The following is a 22,351-nucleotide window of genomic DNA, read 5'->3' as shown; positions in this document are numbered from 1 at the left end:
GGCGGCGCGGGAGCGCTACGAACTCGGGGGACAGGTCAGCATCAGCCACCACAGCAGCGACACCATGCACGCCGCGGCCCCCAGCAGCCGCAGACGCAGCAGCCGCTCCGGGGAGAGCGGATCGGCGGACCGGCAGGGGCTGCCGACCCGCGTGGGCCGAAGCGTGACCCCGGCGGCGGGTCCCGTGCTGGCCGGGAGGGCAGGCGGGGCGGGCTTCGGCGGCGCCTCGGGGGCGGCGACCGGCGCGCCGTTGTGCTGGGCCAGGCCCGCGAGGAACCGGCGGTACGCCTCCCGGCGCTCGCCACGCGGGGTCGAGCGCCCGCGCTCCCAGGACCGTACGGTCGCCGGGGTCACCCCGAAGGCGGCCGCCACCTGCTGGGTCGTCAGCCCCCACTGCTCCCGCAGCCGCCGCCGCACGGCGGGCTCCGGCAACTCCCAGGGACGACGGCCGGAGGCCGGGACGACGGCGTGCGATGCCTGCCGCGGAAAGATCTGATGCGCTGTGGTCATACAGATCTGACAAGCCGCACTCCATACCTGTGATGGACACCCCCCACTCTTCACCCGAACGGCGCCCCACCTGCTCACACCGCACGCCCGACGACGGAGTCCGGCCGGAGACGGGGACCGGGTGGGTACCGAGGGGCGGGAGGGAGCCCCTGGCCGCCGAGACCGGCATGAACGAAGGACCCCGGGGCGAGTGCACGTGGGGGCGAAAGGGCCGAGGGCGGGGTCTTCGTGGCTGGAGCTGCGCAACTGCCCTCTGGATCGAGGGCGATCACAGCATCGGCAAGAAGTTCGCCCCATGGCTCCGGCCCAACCCCAGCGGGCAGGGCCGCGCGCATGACGTGGACTACCTCGCCGTGTACGTCCTCAAGCACCTCAAAGAAGCACATCCCGGGAGATCAGCGGCAGTGATCGCTTCGGTACCGCCGGGGAGCGCCGGCTGGCGGCCCCCTAGTCGGCACCGTATGCAGACGAGGCCCGAACCGCGCGCTGGTTCGGGCCCCCTCCCCTGCCGATTTCGGGCCAGCCGTCACCGATGCGGGGGATCGAGGCCGCGACCTACAGGAGCCATGCCCGAACAGTCTTCGAACCCGGACCAACGTCCGGGCTCGCTGGCGTGTCTGCCCTGCGGCTGCGGGGTCTGGCCGAGCCGCGCTTCGACGAGACGCCCTGGTGGTGACGGCGGCAGCTGCCCGCACTTCTGGTCGCGCCCCCGGTTCGGACTGACGCGTCGAAGGTGCAACGCGCCCTGCAAGACGGGCTTGCAACCCCGGCGTTGCGGGTCTTGCCCTGTCCTCTAAGGGGGCAGCGGACCATGATGCCGACCATCGCCCAGCGGATCATGGTCTCCGATCGGGCTGGGCTGGTCTCATGGTCACTCCCCGGTCATCCCGTCTCCGGACACCCCGCGCTTCGGGGGCGGGACGCCTTCATTCCGGTGAACAACGGCACCCCACCGGCCAAAGCGGATACCTGACGGGGCATCACGCCCCCGCCGGTACCTCGCAGGTATAGCCGGACATGGCAGCCGCCCTGCCCTCACCGGGTGAAGCGCCACCCCAAGCACTTAACCGACACGGACCTGCCGCAACACCCTTTAAGCCGTTTTAGCATCGGGCTCGCGGGTGTGCCACAGATCGAGGCAGTACTGCTCAAGGACGGGGCATTCCTTATGTGCCTGTCCAATCCGGACTGCGGTCCATTCCTCCTCGGCGGCGCGGGCAATGCACTCGTCGACGTAGTCGGCGGTGGCTTGCCGGTTGATCCAGGCAGCGTGGCCTTCGTAGGAGCCCGGAAAGGGAAGCGACATACAGGCGTCTCCCGTGATGAGCGCATCGACACCTATAACCCCGGTCGGGGATTCGAGTGCCACCTGAGTGTATCCCTCGACGCCGTGCGGCGGCTCCTGTGGACTGTCCCAGATGCGGATGGTGACCTGCACATCAATGTCGCGCTGCAGGCTATGGATGCATATCTGGGATCCACCGCTGGCCACGACGCGCACCTTTGCGGTCTCGACCATTTTCGCGTCCGAGAGCGAGGCGTCGGAATCCCGGATCTCTACGAGGCGGTAGTCGGGGATTGCAAGAACCTTGAACTCTGTTAGCAGCGACATTGCTCTCTTCCCTGGTCAGTTTTTGTGGGAAAATCCCAGACACCGATTGCGAAAACAAGGCGAGGGCATCCAGGGTCGGTGTGTGGAGGGAACCTTGGGCACCCTCGCGACAGCTTCGAACGACCGGATCGACCACGAGTTTAATGCCTCCCCCCTAGTGGGGCAGGTGGCGTCCCTGTGTCCGGAATTGGCCCTCGCTCAGAAATGCCGAAACAACGAAGAAAGAACCACCCGGTCGCGTTTTCGAGTATGACCTCACCGGATTCGCTGAGACCTCCCTGAGGGGGAGGTCGACCAAGGTGACCGTCGCCTGTTCGATTCGATGCGGCACGTCATCCAGCCGATCAGCCAAACCTTAAAGGACAGCTCCAACCGATCGGCACGGCGTCAAAGGCTCGGCAGAGGCAATCAGCATCCTGCCTCCTCCTCTCCCGCACGGCGTGCATCTGACACGCCGTCCAGGGCGCGAGCAACCTGTCGACGACCACTGATCCAGCGCCCCTGCTCCACCGACTTCCTTCACGGTGACTTAAGTCAGAGGGCAACGTTGAAAGCATCGCCGTCAAGAATGCGATCGCCTTCGTGCAGCGCCTTCTGTCGCTGACCCGCCTCCTGATTGTCCCCGCTGTCGATGAGCCGCGAGGAGTAGCGGTTCACGCAGCCGGTCAGTGGGCCTCCGGTCATGAAAGCCAGCCACGCAAGTGTGCAGCCAGTGTTATGAACCACCGCGCTTCCCAAGGGCAGCTACGACGCCCCAGGTCGCTCGACTCTCTAACACCTCACCCACACGCGTCTGCACCTGCGGAATCTGCATCCACCGGACACAATGCAGAGCCGGATTCGACCGAAGATCTTCCCCCTCGACAGGCAACCGCTACGCCGGGCCTCAGCCGGGGCATGTGCGCTCACCTATTTGCTCTCCGCTCATTCCCCGGAGATGCGCCTGCCGCCGGCGCATCCAGGCCAGGGGATCAGGTGATCTGAACGAGACGGCCCGGCTCAGACGGCGACTGCTTCCTCCATCTCCTCCTCCTCTTCCTCGGCCACCGCCGGCCGTTCCTCGGCCGCCGGGCGTTCGGCGGCCGCCCGGCGGCGTTCGGTGAGGCCCGCCGCGGCGGTCAGGGTCAGGCCGAGGAGTAGCCAGATCGTGAGGGTGGTCAGGGGGCGGGTGAGGGTGGCGTTGTCGAAGTAGAGGAGGGTGCGCAGGCCGTCGATGTAGCCGGCGCCGTTCCAGAAGGCGTGCAGGGAGGCGAAGAAGCCGTTCTGCAGTTCGGGGCGGAACAGGCCGCCGGAGCTGGTGAAGTTGAGCATGACGAAGAGCACCATCATCGCCAGCGTCGTCCAGCGCTTGAGGAAGGTGTGCAGGCCGACGCCGATGAAGAGGATGCCCGCGGAGTAGAGCCAGCTCAGGCCCCAGACTCCGGCCAGGTCGTGGTGGGCGAGGTGGAACACCGGTCCGGCGAGCAGCGTCCCGATCGCGCTGACGACGCCCGAGACTCCTACGACGAGCAGGGCGCGGCCGCGCATGCGCAGCGCGGCGCCGGCGCCGCCGAGGACGGCCACCGAGGCGTAGGAGCCGATGCTGACGGCGACGAGCAGGAAGAACAGCCCTTGGCCGGTCGGGTCGTCGTCGACCGTGCCGACGACGTCGGTCACCTTGAGGGGGAGGCCCTGCCGGGCGGCGAGCGGGGTGAAGATCTTCTCCGTCACGGTGGCGCTCGTGTCGGAGGCGGCGGTGGCCACGATCAGCTCGGGTGCGGTGTCGCTGGGCACGTAGGCGCCCGCGATCCGGCGGTTTTCGACCGCGTCGACCGCGTCGGCGCGTCGGGCGAGGGTGCGTACGTCGAGGGCGTCCCCGGCGCCGTCCTTGACCGTCTGGGCGAAGGTCATCGCCCGCGGCCCCTCCCCGACCACGGCGACCGGCAGGTGGTGGGGCTCGGGGTGGACGAAGGCGCCCAGGTAGGCGAGGCCCATGCCGAGGCACATCAGCAGCGGGGTCAGCAGGTGGGTGAGTACGTGGCGCAGCGCGGGGGTGGCGGCGGCGTGGTGGTGTGCGGATGTGCGACCGGACATGGAACAGGACCTCCGGTGCCGGCGCGGGCGGCGGGGCGGACCCCGCACTGCCCCCTCCGGCATGGTTGGCATATACAACTTCTTTTCAGTTGTACTATACAACTACAGCGGAAGGAGGTCCCTCATGACCATGGATCCGTCGGGCCGGGCCCGGCCTGGCGACACAGAGCGCCGGACGGCGGCCGTCGAGACGATCCAGCGCGAGATGACCGCGTTCGCCCGGCGGGCCCGGTCCGCGGCCGCGCGGATGCACCCCGAGCTCTCGCTCGTGTCGTTCACCCTCCTCAGTCACCTGGAGGAGCGCCACGGCTGCCGGGTCTCCGACCTCGCCGCCCACTACGCGCTGGACAAGTCGACGGTGAGCCGCCAGGTCGCCGCCCTGGAGCGGGCGGGGCTGGTGGTGCGGCGTACCGATCCCGACGACCACCGGGTGCACGTACTGGAGCTCTCTCCCGCGGGCGCCGCCACCCTGGCGAAGGCGACCAGGGATCGGCGGGCGATGTACGAGGAGCGGCTCGCGGACTGGCATCCCGACGACCTCGACCGCTTCGCCGCCTACCTGCTGCGCTACAACGAGCACCCCGCGAGCCCGCCGGGAATACCGCCCGCCCCTAATTAGTTGCTATATACATCAATATCCTCGATATTTCCCACCCCCCGTCGACCCAGGAGACACGCATGTCGGACCAGCCCTCCACCGAACAGCCCGCAGATGTCGTCGCCCGGCTGCGCGCCGCCTTCGACACCGGCCGTACGAAGCCCCTGGCCTGGCGTACGGGGCAGCTCGAAGCCCTCCGGGCACTGCTGACCGAACGGGGCGACGAACTGGCCGCCGCGCTCCACTCCGACCTCTGTAAGAGCCGGGCGGAGGCGTATCGCACCGAGATCGACTTCACCGTGCGGGAGATCGACCACACCCTGGAACACCTGGCCGACTGGCTGAGGCCGCTGCCGGCCCCGGTGCCCGAGCGGCTGAGCCCCGCCACCGCCCACACCGTCCAGGACCCGCTCGGCGTCATCCTCGTCATCGCCCCCTGGAACTACCCCCTCCAGCTGCTGCTCGCCCCGGTCGTGGGCGCCTTGGCGGCCGGCAACTGCGTCGTGGCCAAGCCCAGTGAGCTGGCACCCGCCACCTCGCGCGCCGTCGCCGCACTCCTGCCGCGCTACCTGGACCGCGAAGCGGTGGCCGTCGTAGAAGGCGCCGTGGCCGAGACCACCGAGCTGCTCGCCCAGCGCTTCGACCACATCTTCTACACGGGCAACGGCCAGGTCGGCCGGGTCGTCATGCGGGCCGCCGCCGAGAACCTGACGCCGGTCACCCTCGAACTCGGCGGCAAGTCCCCGGCCTTCATCGACCGCGGCACGGACCTGGGCGTCGTGGCGGCCCGGCTGGCCGCCACCAAGTTCATGAACGCCGGCCAGACCTGCGTCGCGCCCGACTACGTACTGACCGACCCCGGTACCGCCGGAGAACTGGAGAAGGCCCTCACCGAAACCCTCCTCGGAATGTACGGCGAGGACCCCGCCGCGTCCCCGGACTACGGCCGGATCGTCAACGAGCGGCACTTCGACCGGCTGACGGGCCTGCTCGGCTCGGGCCGCACCGTCACCGGCGGCACCCACGACCGCGCCGCACGCTACATCGCCCCCACCGTCCTGGCCGGAGTGGCCCCCGACGCGCCCGTCATGGGGGAGGAGATCTTCGGGCCGATCCTGCCGATCGTCGAGGTGGCCGGACTGGACGAGGCGATCGCCTTCATCCGCGACCGGGACAAGCCGCTGGCGCTGTACGCCTTCACCGAGTCCGACACCACGCGCGAACGCCTGACCCAGGAGACCTCCTCGGGCGGCCTGACCTTCAACCTCCCCGTGGCCCACCTCACGGTGTCCGACCTGCCCTTCGGCGGCGTCGGCGAAAGCGGCATGGGCAGCTACCACGGCCGCTACTCCCTGGACACCTTCAGCCACCGCAAGGCCGTACTCGACAAGCCCCTGCACTGACGGCGGGCTGGCGGCTCCGCGGCGCCCGCCCCGACGGCCGTCCCGTTCAGGACGCCGCCGGGGCGGCCGCAACGGTCATCCCCGCACAGCCGGGCCGGCCTCCCGCACGTCCGCGCCGTCCAACGCGGCCAGTTCCTCGGCGCTCAGTACGAGGTCGGCGGCCGCGGCCGAGTCGGTGATCGAGGCGGGGCGGGTGGCGCCCGGTACGGGGATCACCGACGGGGAGCGCGCGAGGTGCCAGGCCAGGGCTACGCGCTGTGGGCTGACGCCGCGTCCGGCGGCGACGCGGTGGAAGGCGGTGCCCGCAGAGGCGGGGCCGGAGGGGCCGTCGAGCGCGCTGCGGGAGATTCCGCCCAGGGGGCTCCACGGGAGGAAGGCGAGTCCGAGCCGGGCGCTCAGGCGCAGTTCGGGCTCGCTGTCGCGGACGGCGGGGGAGTAGCGGTTCTGCACCGAGGCGAGTCCGGCGCCGAGGATGGCGTGCGCCTCGCGGATCTGGGCGGCGGTGACATTGGAGAGGCCGGCGGCGCGGATGGTGCCGGCGTCGAGCAGATCGCGCAGGGCGCCGACGGAGTCGGCCCAGGACACGGCGGGGTCGGGCTTGTGCAGCTGGTAGAGGCCGATGGCCTCGCCGCCCAGCCGGCGCGCGGAGTCCTCGGCGGCCCGCCGGAGGCGGTCGGGCCGGGCGTCGACCGTCCAGCTCCCGTCCCCGGGCCGCCCGCGCCCGCCCTTCGTGGCGACCAGGACGTGGGAGGTGTCGCCGCCGTAGCGGGCCAGGGCGCGGGCGATCAGGAGTTCGTTGTGGCCGGTTTCGCCCGCGTGCCAGTGGTAGCTGTCGGCGGTGTCGATGAGCGTGACGCCCGCGTCCAGGGCGGCATGCACGGTCGCGAGGGCCCGCGCCTCGTCCGGCCGGTGCTCGATGGACAGGGGCATGGCGCCGAGGCCGATGGCGCTGACGCCGATGCCTGCGATGCTGCGGTACTGCATGGGCCGGGGGCTCCTCGGATGGCCTCGGGTGACGGATGCCCCCATCCTGTGCGGCGGCCGCCCCCGGCAGAAGTGCCGCCTCGCTGAACGCGTGTTAAGCCGGACTGTCGACCGTGGCCGAGCCGTACGCGACCAGGGTCGGCCGTCGCAGAACCGGCGGCCCGGCCCCCTGCCCCGGCCGTGGGCCAGGGGCGCTCTGCGAGACTTCGCCGCATGGAACCCGATCAGAGCGGAAGGCACTTCGACCGCGGGGCACCGCTGGAGCGGTACGCGGGGCGCATGTTGGTGGTCTGTCCCCGGTGCGGTGGGCGGGCTCTGGTGGCACCGCCGCCCGGGCTGCCCGAGTTGAAGTACTTCACCGAGTACGCCTTCCGGCCGCGTCGGCTGACCTGTCACGCCTGCGGGGCCACCGCCTCGTGGGAGGCGCGGGTGGACGGCGCGCGGCTGATCGGGGTCACCCCGGGTGGCACCACCGACCCCTTCTTCCGGCAGCCCTTGTGGCTCCAGACCCGCTGCGTCGGCCGGGTCCTCTGGGCCTACGACGCGGAGCACGTCGAAGCGCTGTCCGCCTACGTCGGGGCCCGCCTCCGGGAGCGCGGCGCCGACCGGCCGACCCGCGCCATGTTCTCCCGGCTGCCCGCCTGGATGAAGAAGGCCGACCACCGCGCCCCCGTCCTGGCCGGACTCGGCACCCTGCGCCGGCTGGCCGAGCGGTCCGCCCCCGCTGACCGCTCCGACGCCGCCCACCCGCGCGAGGACCGCCCCCGCCCGCACCGCGCGAGCTACTTCCGGGGCGGCCCGTACGAGGTACAGCCCTGAGCCGTACGGATGGACTCCGGCCGTACGGCGGCGGGTGCGTGGTCTCGGCGTGCGAAGCGGCCTACCTTCGCACTGCTTCCCCCCACTCCTTCACGAAAGGCAGCACCCATGCGCTCGATCCGTTGCGCCCTGACCGCACTCGCCGCCGGCGGTATCCTCCTCGCGGGCGCGTCCGCCGCCTCGGCCGACGACGGCGACTTCACGGTCTACGCACCGATCAGCAACACGGCGTCGTTCGTCTTCGGCGACCTGAGCCAGACGGCGGCCGACGACGTCTTCAACGCCGGTCACGACAACACGGTCGGCTCCCACAACGGTGCGGCCCCGGCCGGTGACATCGGCATGATGGCCCTGCCCGGCACCCAGATGCTGAGCGACGAGGCCATGATGCAGGGCATGCTCGGTCGCTAGTCCGCCCCGGCGGTACGGAAGCCCCGGCCGCGGCCCCACCCCTCCCGGGCAGGCCGCGGCCTTTCCGTGTTCGGGCCGATGCCGTACGCGGCACCCCGCGCGCGGGGCGTCGTACGCTGGAGGCATGGCCGATCACAGCCGCTTCCACCTGGACCGGGACGGCCACTCGGTCACCGTCCAGCTGGACGGGACCGCGCGGCCGGCCGAGGTACTGGTCGACGGGAGGGTCGTCGCCCGGGGCCCCGCGCCCCGCGAGGGCACGACCGTCCTGCGCGCCGAGCTGCCCGGGGACCCGCCGCGCCCGCTGCGCATCACGCTCGCGCGCCGCGGCGGAGCGTTCCGGTGCGAGATGGAGGCCGGAGGGGTGCGGCAGGCCCTGCCGCGCGTGCCCCTGATCCCCGCACGGCCGCCGGGCCCTCGCCCCGGACCCCTCCGCGCCGCCCGCAGACTGCTCCGCAGGACCGCCCGCCGCGCCGCGGGCGGTCCCAGCCGGAGCGGCCGCTTCTGAGCTCAGCGCCCGCGCGCCGGGCAGGCTTCCTCCCATTCCGCGTCCTCCGCGTACTGGGCGAGTTCCGCCCGGGTGAGGCCCCCGCCGGTCACCGCGCAGGCGGCGGCCGGCGGATCCGTGCCCGCCGCCACCACGGAGGTCCCGTCGCGTACGAAGCGCTGGTAACCGCCCAGCAGCACGCGGCTCGGCGGGAGGGCCAGCGCGTGCGGGTAGTCGGCGAAGCCGTTGCGGCCGAGGGAGACCGGCTCCATGCCCGCGCGCAGGAACCAGGTGGTGAAGCTGTCGCCCTCGCGGGTGACCCCCAGCGCGCCCCACGCGCCCTCGGCCAAGGCGTCCACCTTCTTGGCCCCCTGGGGCAGCGGCAGCGGGTCGACCGGTGTCGGGGCGCCGGAGCCGTGGAGCCGCCAGCCCTCCTTGCCCGCACGCAGCACCTTGCCGTCCTCGCTCACCACGAGGCGGTCCCCCGAGGAGGGGCCGGTGGCGAGGTGTGTCCTGCGGGCCTTCCCGGTGCCGGACACATCCCACAGGGCCAGCCCCGCCTTCCCCTCGTCGAGGACGAGGGTCCGCCCGTCGGGTGAGAGCACCGCGTCGCGTGCTGTCACGGCGTCCTCGGCCGAAGGGGTGGAGGGGGCGGAGGAAGCCGAGGGGGCCGCCGGGCCGGACAGGGCCGCCGCGCCGGGAATCGTCTCCGGCGGAGTGGTCTCGTACCCCTCCAGGGCTGCCCCGTCCCCCGGAATGGGGCCGGGCTCCGGCAGCGTGCCGGGCGGCGGGGTCGTCTCGTACTCATCGGCGCCCGCGCCGTCGCCGGGGATCGCGCCCGGGGTGAACCCGTGCGCGGGGTCACCGGGATCCGCACCGTCCGCGGGCTCGGGGCCGTCGGCGGGCTCCGGACCGTCCCCGGGCTCCGCGCCGCCCGGGGCGGTCGCGCCGTCCGGCGTGAGCCGCTGGAGCTTTCCGGGCTGTGCCCCGTCGGCGTCCACCCGCCACACCAGCGCCTGGCCCGCCTGGCGCAGGCTCGCGATCACCGTCCTGCCGTCCGGGGCCACGATCAGGGAGGTGATGTCGCCCGTGTTGTACCCCGCGCCGTCCGCGCCCGGCCCGGTGACCCCGGCCGCGATGTCGGCGGGCAGCGCAAAGTGCGCGGGGAGCCTGCGCGGTCGCGCCCGGTCACTGATGTCCCACAGGGACAGGACACGTTGGCGGAAGAGAGCCAGCCGGGTGGCGTCCCGGTTGATGCCCACCAGGTCGACGGGCTCGGGCAGTTGGGCGAGCCGCCGGTAGGGCGGCCCCGACGCCATGTCGAAGAGCGAGGTCTCCAGCTCCTGCTTCGTCGTCCCGGCAACGTGCTGCGTCAGGGCCAGCACCGAGGCATCCGGGGCGTACGCCGCCGACTTGGGGCGCAGGAGCGGTTCGGCGGGCACGAATCCGCCGAAGCTGCCGACCTCCCAGAACCGCACCACCCCGTCCTCGCCGCTCACGGCCAGCCGCGTCCCGTCCGGGCTGTAGGTGAAGTCGGGCCCGTCCACCTTTCCGGACGCGGCGGACGGGGTGGGTGGGGCAGTCGGGGCGCGGCCCACCCTCGTCCGCAGCACGGTATCGGTGCCGAGCAGGATCACTCCGCTCTCGTCCACCGCCGCGCCGCTGCCGTGCGGGGCCGGAACCACGCGCAGGTTGCCCCGGAAGGTCGTCTCCGCTGTGGAGATCACGGGGCCGCTGGACTTCGCCAGGTTCCACATGATCACGAAATGATTGCCCGCCCCCACGATCGCGTTCGGGCGGGTGGTCGCGCTGTAGAGGGCTTGGTCATCGTCGACGGAGAAGGCCAGGTCTGTCGTGCGGTTGGTCTCGCCGCCGCCATTGAGGCCCTCCGGCCGGATGGTGACGGCTGTCGGGAGGGCGGCGGCCGTGGTGTCGTGCAGCTGGATCGTGACCCCGTCGGTAACGGCGACGCGTTTGCCCGAGTGGTTGACCGACAGCGCCTCGACCGCACCGCCTTCGACGACCGGGTAGTTCGCCAGCCGTCCGGTCCGGCGCGGTGCCGCCGGGTTCTGGACGTCGTACACCCGCAGGTCATGCGGTACGGAGGCGTTCTCGTCGGTCACCGGTCCGGACGGGCCGACCACGGCCAGCGTCCGCCCGTCACCGCTGACGGCGGCCCGGACCACCGGCCCGTCGGGCAGCTCCCCGAGCCGGTGCGGGTGCGCGGGATCGGCGAAGCTCCACAGCTCGGCCCGGTGGCCCGTGGTGCCGATGAGTACGGCCGATCCGCCGGGCGTGTTCAGCGGCAGCAGGATCTGCCGGGGGTCGCCGCGCCAGGAGTTGGTGTCGGGCCCCGCCGCGCGCGGCAGCTCCACGGTGGTCACCACGGCCCGCGACACGGCGTCCCGTACGGTGAGCCGGTCGCCCGCCCTGGTGAGGAAGGTACGGCCGTCCCCGGTGTAGGCCATCGCCTCCGGGCCCGTGTCCGTAGCGGATCCGGCGGGGATCCGGCCGCGGTAGCGGGTCTCCAGCAGGATGCGCAGCAGGCCGGTGCGGGAGTCGTCCCCCGGATCCATGCGGTGCGCGGTGAGCGCCAGCCGCAGCGCCAGGTCGGGGTCGGAATCCTGTACGGAGACCGCCTCGTTGAGCAGGTTCTGCGCCTGCTTGCGCAGCTTCTCCGTCCGTGCGTCGACCCAGTAGGAGACGCCGAACCCCATGGAGACGGCCAGTACCACCGCGCCGACCATCGTGAAGAGGCGCTGCCAACTGACCTTGCGCGCCCTGCGCGTGGCATGGAGTACATCGTGCGCGACCGCGATCTCCGGCTTCTTGCCGGGCAGTTCGTCCGCCGCTCCACGGGCCGCCGGCCCGTCCGGTTCCGCGACGACGAGCACCCGGACGCCGTCCGCGGCCCGCAGTTTGGCCCGGAAGCCCGCCACGGAGACCAGCCGCCCTTCGGCGGTGACTCCGGCGGTGACGCCGTTCGACGGCATGACGAAGACGTTGCTGAAGCTCTGGCGCAGGAGGGCCCCGCACCAGGCCGGGGCCGAGTCCCGGGTGAGCCGCGGGCGGCGGATCCGGGCGGTCTCGGTCAGCAGGACCGCGAAGGCCGCGCCGAGGGAGGGCCCGGCGATCCGGTGCAGGGTCGAGCCCCTGAGGAGCTGGACGAGGGAGGCGCGGGCGGCCCGCTCCGCGGCTTCGGCGTCGTCGGACGTCCCGCCGGGCGGAGCCGGGAGCGCCGGAGCCGGTTCGACCGCGTGCAGGGACCACAGCAGCGTTCCCGGGAGGGCCCTGCCGGCCGCGCGCCACGCGTCGCCCAGGGCCTTGGCGTAGGCCGGGTCGCCGGTGAACAGCGACATCGTCGCCGGATCCGGTACGAGGCAGCGGGGGCCGCCCGGCAGCAGGCTCAGCGAGAGCCGGCCGGAGACCCCGACCCCGTTGTGGTCGAAGAGGACCCGCACCTCCAGGGGCTTGCGGGTCCGGCCCGGGAGCCGGCCCGATGCCAGCCGGCACAACGCCAGGGCCACGGCCACCACGGCCGCACCGCCCCCGCCGTCACCGTCCCCGCCCGCGTCCGCGCCCGCTTCCCGGGCGGTGGCGGCGAGCCGGTCCAGGGCCGCCCGGAGGTATTCGTCGCCACCGGCGAGCTCGGCCGGGCTCCACTCGACCGCCGGGATCTCCGGCGTCGCACCGGACGCCCGGTACCAGGCCAGCGCGGCGGCCAGCCGGCCCGGGTCCGGCTCGTCGACGAGGTCCAGCGCCAGCCCCGCCTGGATCCGTACCGCGTGCAGGACCGCCGGGTCCCGCGCGCCGAAGACCTCCAGCCCGGAGGCTTCGCGCAGCTTCCGGGTGAGCGCGGGCGCGAGGACGTGCCCGCCCGCCCTGGCGAGGACGTCGTGCAGGGGGCCCGATCCGGAGTACAGCCGGCGCAGCGCCTCCGTGTTCTCGTCCTCGACCATGCGGCACAGCCACGGGACGAGGTGGCTCCGCTCGCCCAGCAGCCTTCTGCGCAGGACCGCGAGCCGGCCCCCTGCCAGGTCGAGCGGGTTGTCGGTGGCGAGGGCTTCGTCGAGGTGGTCGAGGGATTCCGCCCGCGCGCGGTCGCGGTCCCGCCCGGGGCCCGGCTGGGTGAGGGTCTTCATGGTGCTCATCCCTCCTCCGCGGCGCGCCGTACGGGGTGGCCCGCGGGCAATTGCTCCAGCAGGCCGAGCCAGGCTTCCCGGTCGGAGACGCGTACGAGGCACCGCTGGGTGGCCCGTACGGCGGCGGGGTCCAGCCGGGGGAGGTCCGCGAGACCCAGCGGCGGCCCCGCCTGGTCCGCGGTGACCTCCTCCGTGTCGGCACCGGCCACGCTCAGCTCCAGGTCACCGGCCAGCCCGCCCCGGCCGGGGCGCAGCAGTACGTACACCTCGGTGGCCTCCGCCGCACCGGTCAGGCGTACCGGCAGCAGCATGACCTCGCCGTACCCCTCGGCCAGCAGACGGGCGGAGGCCGGATCCAGCGGGGCCGCGACGGACAGGTACAGACCGCCGTCGGAGTCCAGGGTCAGGGTGAGGGTGAACGCCGCGCGCACCACCTCGTCCTCGACGGTCTCGGCCTCGTCGGTGGCGGCCGGCGCGAACATGTTCTGCACGCTGGCGGGTGGCCCGTAGCGCAAGGTCCTCCACACGACGGCTTCCCTTCCGTAGCCGGCGGCGGATCCGCCCGTCGCCCCTGTCGCCTCTGTCGTCCCGGGCGCCCCGGGTTCCGGTGCCGCCCGCGTCAGCCGGTCCGCCGCCAGGGCGGAGGTCGCGGAGAGGTAGACATCGGCCCGGCCGACGGCGTCCAGCAGTCCGGCCAGCCGCCGCCGGGTCGGCGCCGGGATCCGGTCGGCGGCCGCCTCGGCCAGCCGCTCGCACAGGGCCGTCGTCGCCACCCGGCGGATCGGGGTGTCGGCCGCGCGCAGCGCCGCGTCCAGCTGCTCCAGGGCGGCGGTGAACCGCGAGCCGGTGGGGGAGAACCAGTGGCGCAGCCGTACGGGCGGCCCCGGCCGGGGGCCGCCCTCCCCGGGACCGGCGGCCATGTCCAGAGCGGCGGTCACCTCCACCGTGAGCCGGTCCACGAGCTCCCACGGCAGGATGTGGAAGGACTCCGGCTCGGGCCGCCCTTCGGCGGCGAGCCGGTCCAGCAGGCCGAAGCGCAGCTCGGGATGGGCCGCGCCGAGCAGTTCCGCTTCGGCGGGCTCCAGACGGACGGCCGGCCAGCGGCGTTCCACCGAGGCCACGGCCCCGGCCGTGGCGGGCGATACCGGGAGGGGCTGCCCCAGGTCGTCCAGCTCCAGTACGGCGGCCCCGGTGGCCGGTTGGGTCAGGGCGAGGGCGTGCCCGCCGCCGGCCATCGCCAGCGCGCCGCGCTCCCAGCCGGAGGCGAAGCGGGGCAGGCCGCGCGCGTCGGCGCGCTCGTCGCCGTCGTTGAGGGGCCCGCTCGGGGTCCAGGCCCCGCCGGGGCCGGGGCTCGCGGCCCGGACCCAGCCGCTCAGGGGCCGGTGTACGGCGGTCATGCCCTTCCCTCCTCGCCGGCACCGCCGGCTGTGCTCAGCCGGCGCGCCAACGCGTCGGCCACGGGGCCCAGTTGCCCGGCGAGCTCGATGGCCCGCGCCGTGCCCTCGGGCCGGACGGCCTTGCGCCAGCATCCTTCGAGTACCAGCCAGTCCTGCTCGGTGAGCCGGTCGGTCAGGTCCGGCGGCAGCTTCGCCGCCCACGCACGCAGCCGGGTGGTGTCCGCGTCCGGGTAGCGGACGCCGAACTTGAGGAACCGGATCAGCACTCCGGCGAGATTCACCGGAGGGCGTTCGGTGTTGCGGCTCGCCAGCACCTTCGGGCGGGCGCGCACATGCGCGATGCCCTCGCCGGTCGGGTCGGCCAGCACCCGCCGGCCGTGGTCGTAGTAGAGGCTGTTGACGGTCAGATCGCGGGAGGCGACGTCGTCGGTGAGGCTGCCGCCGTAGGCGGAGAAGAGGAAGTCCGTCACCGCGAGCGCCTTGTACTCCAGGATGCGCGGGCCGCGTGAGGGACGCGCGAGGAACACCACCTGGCTCACGGGGCTCATCTGGGCCCGGTAGTCGCCCAGCCCTGCCAGACGGTCCGGCATGATCTGCTGGAGCAGGGCCTTCGGGGGTAACGTGCCCGCGAAGTCGAGGTCGTTGGGGCGGGCCTCGGGGCCGATGTCCACCAGGTCGCGGACGGCGCCGCCGATCAGCCAGAAGGCATGTCCGCGCGCCGGGACCTCCCTCATCAGCTTCCGGATGAAGGCGCCCTCGTCCCCGGACTCGTCCAGGCAGCCGTCCACGGCCGCCGCCATGCCGGGCACCACCTCCTCGGCGCGGTGGAAGTCCTCCCGTGCGCACAGGTGTGCCGGAGGCGGCCCGCACCGCTCGATCTCCATGTCCTCCGGGCCCGGACCGTGCTCCGGCGGCTTCGTGGCCTCCCGGTCCTGCGCCCGGAGCACCACCTCCCGCCCCTCCTCGGTGAGCCCCAGGCCCAGCACGGGATCGCCGTCGGCCCGGTCGCCGCGCACGGTCGTACCGTCCGCCGCGCGCCCGTACGCCTCCCGCGGATCCTCCGTCCCCCCGTCGGCCGGTCCGCCCGCCGCCGGGCCGCCTCCGCCGTCCGCCGGGCCGCCTCCGCCGTCCACCGGTCCGCCGTTCCCGCCCGCGCCGGCTCCGGCACCGGCCCCCGTCCCGGCGGGCGTTGCCCGGTCCGGGTCGGCCGGCCGGTCCGGGTCGGCCGGCCGGGGCAGGGCCGGGCCCGGGGGCGGGCCGTCGGGCGGCCGTGTGTCGTGGATTTCCGCCGGCCGGCCGTCCAGGCCCGTCCTCATGTCGTGCTCGCCGGGCACAAGCCCTCCCTCGTTCGTCCCGCGCGCGTCCGCGACGCGCCCCGCGTACCCGCCTCAGCTCCCGGACAGGGACCTGCCCAGTCCCAGTGCCACCGCCGAGGCAAGCACCCACCCGACCCCCACCAGCGCGTAGCCGAACCACTGGGTGGCGCCGACGGGTTGGAAGGCGGAATCCTGCCCCAGACTCACCAGAGGCAGGAGGAGATCCAGTGTGTAGGCCGCCGCCTGGAAGCGCGGGGCTTTCTCCGGTTCCAGTGCCGTGGGCGGCACGTTCCCGAAGACGACCGTGCCCAGCACCACCAGCGCCGCCAGCCAGCCCAGGGCCCGCCACGGCCGGAAGCCGTAGCCCACCGTCACCTGGAGCACCCCCTCCCACCAGCGCGCCGCCCCGCTCAGCCCGGCCCGGTGCCGGCGCTGGGCCGCGTACCGGACCCGGCGCGCGTCCAGCGGCCGGCCCAAGGCCGTGTAGTGCTGGGCGAGTTGCGCGTACGGCTGGGTGGCGGCCTCGCCGGACGGGTCGCGGGCCAGCCAGGCCAGCCGGTCGGCGGCGGGCAGGACGGGATGCAGCGATCGGTACGTCAGCCCCGCCAGCCCCGTCCGCGCCGGCCAGTGGTCCGGGTCGTCCAGCAGCACCCCGGCCGTGCCCTGCGCCAGGTCCAGCTCGTCCACCCGGTCCACGCGCAGATCGAGCGTGTCGCGGACGTGGATCCCGGCCGCCGACACCGACCCGCACGACACGTGCAGGCCGCGCAGCGCCACGTCCGAGGCGGCCATCCGGTCCAGGCGCAGCGCGGGCAGTCCCCCCGGATGCCCGAGCCGCGCCCCCGTCAGATCCAGCCGCGTACGCAACTCCGCCCCCGTAAGCCGTACTTCGCCGCTCGCGGTGAAGGGCGCCGAGCACCACACCGCCCCGCGTACCGTGGCCCCCGAGGCGCCCAGCGCGATCCCGGCGGGGTGGGTCAGCCGGGCGCCGGTCAGCTGGACGCTGCCCGCCACATCGGCGTTGAACATCCGCAGCCCGCCCTCGACCACGAGCCGGCGGGCCAGCAGGCGGTCGCCCAGCACCGACCGGTCCAGCACGAGGGCGTCCGCCCCCGGGACCCGCACCTCGGCGTCGTCCAGCCGTACCGGGCCCGTCAGCCGGGCCCCGGCCAGGGACACCACCCCCGAGGTCCGCGTCCCCGCCAGGTCCAGCAGCCCGGCGGCCGTCAGGCCCGCCCCGGCGAGCGCCTGCCCGTCGGGGCCGGGCCCGAGCACGTTCCCGGTCAGCAGCACGTCGGTCTCGGCCCGCGCGCGTTCCATCCGTACGCCTCCCGGGACCACGCATCCGCGCAGCTCCAGCGGGCCCTGCACCCGTATCCGGTCCGCGTCCACCGCCGGTATCCGGCAGTCGCGCAGCACCAGGCCCGGCAGGGCGGCGTCGGAGCACACCAGCGGCGCGTCGAAGACGCAGTCCTCGAAGTGGATCCGCAGCACCTCCGGGGCCACCCCGCCCCCGGACAGGTCGAGCCGGCCGGTCACCAGCGCCCCGCGCAGCCGCAGCGCCCGCGCCCCGCCGCCCGGAGCCGTGATCGTGGCCGTGGCCGCCGTGTCGCCCCTCAGCAGCGCGGCGACCACGACCGCCCGGACCGTGCGCGCCCCGGCCGCACCCGGATCGCCCGGATCCGCCGCCACGCCGGCCCCGCCCGTTCCGCCCGTTCCGCCCGTGAGGTCGGCCTCCGCGCCCCGGGCGAACGCGCGTGCCAGTACCTCCTCCGCCGGATACGGACCGCGCGAAGTCCGGCCGTCGACTGCGGTGTTCACAGGTGGATAGGCTCCGATCGGAACGTGGGCGGCCCGCTGCGGCGGTCTCGTACGGGCAGTGCACCACCGGTCCGTCGCAGTCGTGTCGCACGGGAGGGACGAGCGCACCGCATGGCAGGAACAGGGGACGCGGCCGCGGGCGCCGGAGCCCGCGCCACCGCTGGGCTGCTGTGCCGGCTGCTGGCCGAACGGCCCGCCTACCGCAGCCGCTGGGAGCACCGCGAACTGCGCCGGGCCGCCGGCCCGCTCAGCGCCTCGGCGGTCGCGCGCGTACTGGCCCTGCACCTGTGGGACACCGGCGAGCGCCCCGACACCGACACCGATCTGGCGCGCCGCCTCAAGGACCGCGTGCACCGGGCCCTGACCGGGGAGGTCCTGAGCCGGGAAACCCTGGAATGGTTCATCGGGGCCTTCGCCATGAACGGGGCCGACGCCATGGAACTGCGCGCCCTGCGCTCCGGGGCCCCGCCGCGCCCGGATGCCGTGTCCGGCGGTGGCGGGTCCGGCGCCGTGTCGCACACCCTGCGCATGCCGCAGTACCTGCCGATCCGCCAGCGGCACCGTACGGTCGCGGTGTTCGAGCGGCATGTGATCGGCCCCGACGGCGCCCCGCTCCGGCACCGCACCACGCGCGCGGTCATGGCCTGCGAGGACGGGGTGGCGGCCTTCCCCTGCCGACTGCCGCCCGGGGCCGTGGACGTCACCGTGCTGCGCGGTGCCCGGGCCGGCGCGCGGCGGGAGTTCCCGGGCAGCACGCCCGTCGTGGAACTGGTCTTCCCGGCCCCGCTGGAGGCCGGGCAGATCGTCTCACTGGAGTACGAGCTCGGCTACGGCCCAGGCCGCGGGCCCGTCACCGAGTACCGGCGGGTGGCCCACGCCCGCGCCGACAACGTCGACCTCGTGGTCGAGTTCCCGGCCACCGCCCGCCCGGCCCGCCTCTGGTGGGCGACCTGGGACCATCACCGGGACGGCGCGCCTCTCAGTGAGAGCCCCGCCGCCCTGTCCCCGGACGGCTCGGTCCACCGTTTCCTGCCCGCCCTGGAGCACGCGGCGGCGGGTTTCCGCTGGACCTGGTGAGCGCCGGGCCCGGCCTCTGCCCCCCCGCTAGCGGATCAGCGCGAAGGTGGCCGAGGCGACGGCAGCGCCCACCGCCGTGCCCGCGAGCACCTGGGCCGGGGTGTGGTCCCGGAGCGCGACCCGGGACCAGCCGACGGCGGCGACCAGCAGGTAGGCGGCCAGCACCCAGGGCCCGTAGGACAGCGCCAGCATGGCCACGCTGCCCGAGGCGACGGCCGCATGGACGCTGATCTTCCACATCGGGGTCACGGCGAACAGGGCCGCCATGGTGGCCAGCATGGCCGCGATCAGCGCGAGCACGGTGCGCGGCGCGTCGAAGGCCCACAGCAGCAGGATCCCCGTGGAGACGGAGGCGGTGACGAAGGCCATCACGATGAGCCGCCCGCGCTTCGGCCCGACGTGCCGGTCGGCCCACCGGCCGCGGCGGATCCCGTACTTGATGAACACCAGCGGCAGGACGGCGGCGAACAGGCAGCCGAACAGGCCCCATCCGATTCCCGTGAGACCGGCGGTGTGCCAGCCGATGAGCACGGTGTCGGCGATGATCCAGGTCTTGGGGTCGAGCTGATCGGTGATCAGACGTGCGGTCCGGTTCTCAGCGGGCCGCGTGATGGTGGCGCTCACGCCGTGGTCTCCTTGCTGGCGGATATGAGGAAGGCGTCGGCCACGGGCGAGTGGTAGACCCGCGCGAGCTGGACCAGCCGTTCCACCTCGGTGGTGAAGTCGAGGTCGTCGATCCCGTCGGTGCCCGGCTCCGGGCCGGTCGCGGCCGGGGCCGCGCCGCGCGCCTTCGCCTCGCGGGCCGCCCGTAGCCACAGGGCCTCGGCGGCGGGGCTCGTCGCCGGGTCGAAGCCCGCGCGGAGCGCCGCCTCCTGGGCGCGCTCCCGGATGTCCTGGCCGGCGTACGGGTCGAGGGCGAGAGCGGCGTCACGGATCTCGATCACCCGCCGGTACAGGCGCAGGCGCGGGCTGCGCAGCAGTCCGGCGCGCAGCACGATGTCGGGGGTGACGGCCGTCAGGTCCTGCCAGAGCGGCTGGAGCCGCTGGTGGGAGCGGCCGTCCTGCACGGTGCGCCAGGCCACGCCGAAGGCGGGGATGCTGCTGCCGACGAGGATGAAGCCGATCGCCGTGTACTTGAGGGCGTCGGTGGCGTTGTCGACGGCCATGTCGCTGCCGCTGTCGGTGAGTCCGGCGAGGCGGCTGGTCATGTACCCGGCGCGGACCAGGGTGTAGAGCACGCCGAAGGCGGTGCCGATGCCCATCAGGCGCACCCCGGTCCGCAGCCAGCGGGCGCTGGCGTGCCGGGCGCTGCCCCAGAAGAGCCAGGTGGCGGTGGCCATGGCGATGCCGAGGTAGACGACGAAGAAGAGGTAGTAGACCGTGGCCCAGCCGTTGCCCGCGTTGTGCTCGAAGAAGTCGGTGACCTCGTAGGGGCGGGGGACGAAGAAGGCGAAGAGCACCGCCATGGCCGCCATCGCGGTCAGCGCGACACCGTGGCGTACCCGCAGCCGGCGGCCGGTCTCCGGGCGGGCGATGGCGACGACGAAGTCGACGACCGCGCCGGCCGCGATCATGCCCAGCCAGTGCTTGAACAGGGTGGACAGGTTGTTGACCCCGGCCCACTCGTCCAGGCGGAGCATCACCCCGGGCAGCCGCAGCGTCATGGACAGGGTCAGGGCGGCGAACGCCGCCCACAGCGCCCGCTGCTTGACGGTCCGGACCGCTGACGGGACCCGCCAGAGGGTCACCGTCCACAGCATGACGAGGACGGCGATTTCGAGTTGTTTCACTTCACGACCAGGTGTTTCGAACGGGGTGCCCGAGGGCGTCATGGAGGCGTACCAGACGGTCCTCGGCCTCGCTGGAGGTCGACTGCGTCGTGTAGCGGCCGGCCCGCTCGTGGATGAGCGTGGCCAGCGTCTCGGCCTGGCGTTCCTGCGGGCTGGCGAATTTGCTCCGCCCCATCAGCTGCGCCAGGCGGTCGATGTCGAGGCCCAGTTCCTCGTCGACGGCCTCGGACCTGCGGGCGACGCTGCGGATCCGGGCCGCCTCGGCGCGGATGATCGCGGCCACGGGCAGATCGGGCCGGTCGAGCCCGGACACGGCCGTGTGCGTACGGGTCAGCAGGCGCTGGAAGTGCTCGGAGGCGCGGGCGATCTCCTGCTCCGAGGGCCGCTCGGGGATGTCCAGTTCGGGGGCGACATGGCCGAGCAGCATGTGGGAGATCTCGTGGAGGACGATCTGGACCTTGAGGATCTCGGCGGCGACCGCGTCGTAGAAGACGAGGTCGGCGACTTCCAGCCCGATCCAGATCCCGCAGGGCAGGGCCGGGTCGGGGGGTCCGTCGAGGGGGAGCAGGATCAGGGGGCGGCCGCGCTGCTCGGCGATGTTGGCGCAGAAGGCTTCGAGGTCGAACGGCTGGGGGATGACAAGGCGGTCGGCGATGGCGGCGCAGTCCGCGTCAGCGCGCTTCCACCACCGCATGTCGCCCTCCCCGCCCGTCGGCTCTCCCCGGCGTGCAGCCCACCCCGTCCACCCCGCCCGTGTCGTCCGCCTGATGCGCACTCCTGACCGCACCGAGGGTATCCGGAAGCGGGTCGGGCAGCCGAAGGAGGGCGCTCCGACCGGCCGAAACACCGTTGTTGACGCGGGTCGCGTGGCTGGATTCGCACCCCGTGGGGGCGCGGGCGGGCGGTGGTCGGCGGGTGGCCGACGCGCGCCCGGCCACGGCTACGGCTACGGCTCCTTGCGACGGCGGCGGCGGGGCCGGACGTCCGGAAGGCCCTCGGCCTTGCGGAGCTGCTTGATCAGGCCGGTGACGGACCGCATGGAGCCGGCCGACAGGCCGCTGAGGCGGAAGGCGGCCGCCTTGACCTCCTCGTCCTCCAGCACCTGGGCGAACTCGTCGGCGGCGGCGGCCTTGCCCATCTCCTCGCGGAGCCGGGTGATGCGCTCCTCGATCCGCTGCTCAATCGCCTCGGCGTTCTCGCCGTCCGCGAGGTAGCCGACCGTCACGCCGAAGAAATTGGCGAGCGCCCGGATCGAGTCGATGCCAGGATTCGGGTTGCTGTTCAGGCGGATGGTCTGGACCGTGCCGTGCGAGACGGAGGGGCCGGGCAGTTTCCTCGTGCCCTCGGCGATCTCCTGGTACGAGTACGGACCGCGGCCCGCCGGGTGGATGGTCTCGATCAAGAAGCCGAGGCGGTCACCCAGGGTGTCTTGCCGGCCGGTGGGGGTTTCCTCACCCATCACCGTCACTGCTCCCGTCTACTGCTGGATCCGTAGTCCACTGCTGAACCACCGTTCTCATTATCTACCGCGCTAGACGGATGTCGCCATACAGTCCAGCAAAGTACGTCTACCCCGCTAGCGGCCACCGGGGAAAAGTGACTCACGCCACGCCGCCGCACCCTCACCCGTGAAGACGCTTGACAGGGCGTATGTGGGGTGACGTATGTTCATTCAGCCATCTAGCCCACTAGATGGATCGGTACTCAAGGGCTCGACGCGAAACGTCTAGCGGACTGAGTGCCGAGGTCGGTGGGCCGGGTGGGAACGGGGGAGGGGGACTGGTGCCGCTACGGCATCAGGCCCCCTGGACCGTGGGCTGAGGCGGTGACTTCACCAACCACAACGGCACCGGCGGCAAGTCCATCTACGGCGAGAAGTTCGAGGACGAGAACTTCCAGCTGAAGCACGAC

The 22,351-nt window shown here is 73.3% G+C and carries 19 protein-coding genes and 1 pseudogene; 7 read left to right on the top strand and 13 right to left on the bottom strand.

What is annotated here, in order from left to right; genetic code table 11:
- Positions 1 to 15 precede the first annotated feature (15 nt).
- The 4 genes from ABZ873_RS27560 to ABZ873_RS27545 form a co-directional block, all read right to left on the bottom strand.
- Entirely contained in the window at positions 16 to 510 is a 495-nt protein-coding gene (locus ABZ873_RS27560; RefSeq protein ID WP_360877193.1) for a helix-turn-helix transcriptional regulator, read from the bottom strand.
- Positions 511 to 1,603: 1,093 nt separating this feature from the next.
- Positions 1,604 to 2,122 carry a hypothetical protein gene (locus tag ABZ873_RS27555; protein WP_360877189.1) on the bottom strand — a complete coding sequence of 173 codons (519 nt, stop codon included), beginning with the start codon at positions 2,120 to 2,122 and terminating at the stop codon, positions 1,604 to 1,606.
- Between the two features lie 534 nt (positions 2,123 to 2,656).
- Entirely contained in the window at positions 2,657 to 2,779 is a 123-nt protein-coding gene (locus ABZ873_RS27550; protein WP_360877186.1) for a hypothetical protein, read from the bottom strand.
- Positions 2,780 to 3,121: 342 nt separating this feature from the next.
- A complete protein-coding gene (locus tag ABZ873_RS27545) occupies positions 3,122 to 4,195 on the bottom strand; it encodes a hypothetical protein (RefSeq protein WP_360877183.1) in 1,074 nt (357 codons plus the stop codon).
- A gap of 124 nt (positions 4,196 to 4,319) precedes the next feature.
- Here ABZ873_RS27545 and ABZ873_RS27540 point away from each other — a divergent pair, with 124 nt between their 5' ends.
- The gene (locus ABZ873_RS27540) at positions 4,320 to 4,814 is read left to right on the top strand and encodes a MarR family winged helix-turn-helix transcriptional regulator (RefSeq protein WP_360877180.1); all 495 of its coding nucleotides are present in this window, start codon (positions 4,320 to 4,322) and stop codon (positions 4,812 to 4,814) included.
- Positions 4,815 to 4,873: 59 nt separating this feature from the next.
- Positions 4,874 to 6,196 carry an aldehyde dehydrogenase family protein gene (locus ABZ873_RS27535; RefSeq protein ID WP_360877177.1) on the top strand — a complete coding sequence of 441 codons (1,323 nt, stop codon included), beginning with the start codon at positions 4,874 to 4,876 and terminating at the stop codon, positions 6,194 to 6,196.
- Between the two features lie 75 nt (positions 6,197 to 6,271).
- Here the strand turns inward: ABZ873_RS27535 and ABZ873_RS27530 are convergent, their stop codons facing one another.
- Entirely contained in the window at positions 6,272 to 7,180 is a 909-nt protein-coding gene (locus ABZ873_RS27530) for an aldo/keto reductase (protein ID WP_360877174.1), read from the bottom strand.
- 318 nt (positions 7,181 to 7,498) lie between these two features.
- On the opposite strand from ABZ873_RS27530, the gene ABZ873_RS27525 reads away from it, so the two are divergent.
- The 3 genes from ABZ873_RS27525 (at position 7,499) to ABZ873_RS27515 (ending at position 8,918) form a co-directional block, all read left to right on the top strand.
- Positions 7,499 to 7,999 carry a hypothetical protein gene (locus tag ABZ873_RS27525; protein WP_360877172.1) on the top strand — a complete coding sequence of 167 codons (501 nt, stop codon included), beginning with the start codon at positions 7,499 to 7,501 and terminating at the stop codon, positions 7,997 to 7,999.
- Between the two features lie 108 nt (positions 8,000 to 8,107).
- Positions 8,108 to 8,410 carry a hypothetical protein gene (locus ABZ873_RS27520; protein ID WP_360877168.1) on the top strand — a complete coding sequence of 101 codons (303 nt, stop codon included), beginning with the start codon at positions 8,108 to 8,110 and terminating at the stop codon, positions 8,408 to 8,410.
- A 124-nt stretch (positions 8,411 to 8,534) separates the two neighbouring features.
- The gene (locus ABZ873_RS27515) at positions 8,535 to 8,918 is read left to right on the top strand and encodes a hypothetical protein (protein ID WP_360877165.1); all 384 of its coding nucleotides are present in this window, start codon (positions 8,535 to 8,537) and stop codon (positions 8,916 to 8,918) included.
- A 2-nt stretch (positions 8,919 to 8,920) separates the two neighbouring features.
- On the opposite strand, the gene ABZ873_RS27510 is transcribed toward ABZ873_RS27515, so the two are convergent.
- From ABZ873_RS27510 to ABZ873_RS27495, 4 genes are read right to left on the bottom strand one after another with little or no spacing between them, the layout of a single operon-like run.
- Positions 8,921 to 13,048: a hypothetical protein gene (locus ABZ873_RS27510; protein ID WP_360877162.1), complete on the bottom strand. Its 4,128-nt coding sequence runs from the start codon at positions 13,046 to 13,048 to the stop codon at positions 8,921 to 8,923.
- Entirely contained in the window at positions 13,045 to 14,436 is a 1,392-nt protein-coding gene (locus ABZ873_RS27505) for a hypothetical protein (RefSeq protein WP_360877159.1), read from the bottom strand. Before ABZ873_RS27505 ends, ABZ873_RS27510 begins: the two co-directional genes overlap by 4 nt.
- On the bottom strand, positions 14,433 to 15,770 hold the full coding sequence (locus tag ABZ873_RS27500) for a hypothetical protein (RefSeq protein WP_360877156.1): 1,338 nt from the start codon (positions 15,768 to 15,770) through the stop codon (positions 14,433 to 14,435). Before ABZ873_RS27500 ends, ABZ873_RS27505 begins: the two co-directional genes overlap by 4 nt.
- A 54-nt stretch (positions 15,771 to 15,824) precedes the next feature.
- A complete protein-coding gene (locus ABZ873_RS27495) occupies positions 15,825 to 17,573 on the bottom strand; it encodes a hypothetical protein (RefSeq protein ID WP_360877153.1) in 1,749 nt (582 codons plus the stop codon).
- Positions 17,574 to 17,684: 111 nt separating this feature from the next.
- Between ABZ873_RS27495 and ABZ873_RS27490 the strand changes: the two genes are divergently transcribed.
- Entirely contained in the window at positions 17,685 to 18,650 is a 966-nt protein-coding gene (locus tag ABZ873_RS27490; RefSeq protein ID WP_360877150.1) for a hypothetical protein, read from the top strand.
- A gap of 27 nt (positions 18,651 to 18,677) precedes the next feature.
- Here the strand turns inward: ABZ873_RS27490 and ABZ873_RS27485 are convergent, their stop codons facing one another.
- The 4 genes from ABZ873_RS27485 to ABZ873_RS27470 form a co-directional block, all read right to left on the bottom strand.
- On the bottom strand, positions 18,678 to 19,274 hold the full coding sequence (locus ABZ873_RS27485) for a phosphatase PAP2 family protein (protein ID WP_360877146.1): 597 nt from the start codon (positions 19,272 to 19,274) through the stop codon (positions 18,678 to 18,680).
- The gene (locus ABZ873_RS27480) at positions 19,271 to 20,440 is read right to left on the bottom strand and encodes an MAB_1171c family putative transporter (protein ID WP_360877143.1); all 1,170 of its coding nucleotides are present in this window, start codon (positions 20,438 to 20,440) and stop codon (positions 19,271 to 19,273) included. Before ABZ873_RS27480 ends, ABZ873_RS27485 begins: the two co-directional genes overlap by 4 nt.
- Position 20,441: 1 nt before the next feature.
- Positions 20,442 to 21,134: a hypothetical protein gene (locus tag ABZ873_RS27475; protein WP_360877140.1), complete on the bottom strand. Its 693-nt coding sequence runs from the start codon at positions 21,132 to 21,134 to the stop codon at positions 20,442 to 20,444.
- Positions 21,135 to 21,386: 252 nt separating this feature from the next.
- Positions 21,387 to 21,899 carry an XRE family transcriptional regulator gene (locus ABZ873_RS27470; RefSeq protein WP_360877137.1) on the bottom strand — a complete coding sequence of 171 codons (513 nt, stop codon included), beginning with the start codon at positions 21,897 to 21,899 and terminating at the stop codon, positions 21,387 to 21,389.
- A 362-nt stretch (positions 21,900 to 22,261) separates the two neighbouring features.
- On the opposite strand from ABZ873_RS27470, the pseudogene ABZ873_RS27465 reads away from it, so the two are divergent.
- Positions 22,262 to 22,351, top strand: a pseudogene (locus tag ABZ873_RS27465) (peptidylprolyl isomerase); the annotation flags it as partial.

The sequence above is a fragment of the Streptomyces sp. NPDC047014 genome, assembly GCF_040644195.1.
In the GTDB taxonomy this organism is placed as follows: Bacteria; Actinomycetota; Actinomycetes; order Streptomycetales; family Streptomycetaceae; genus Streptomyces.
This window is presented reverse-complemented; position numbering and strand designations above follow the sequence as displayed.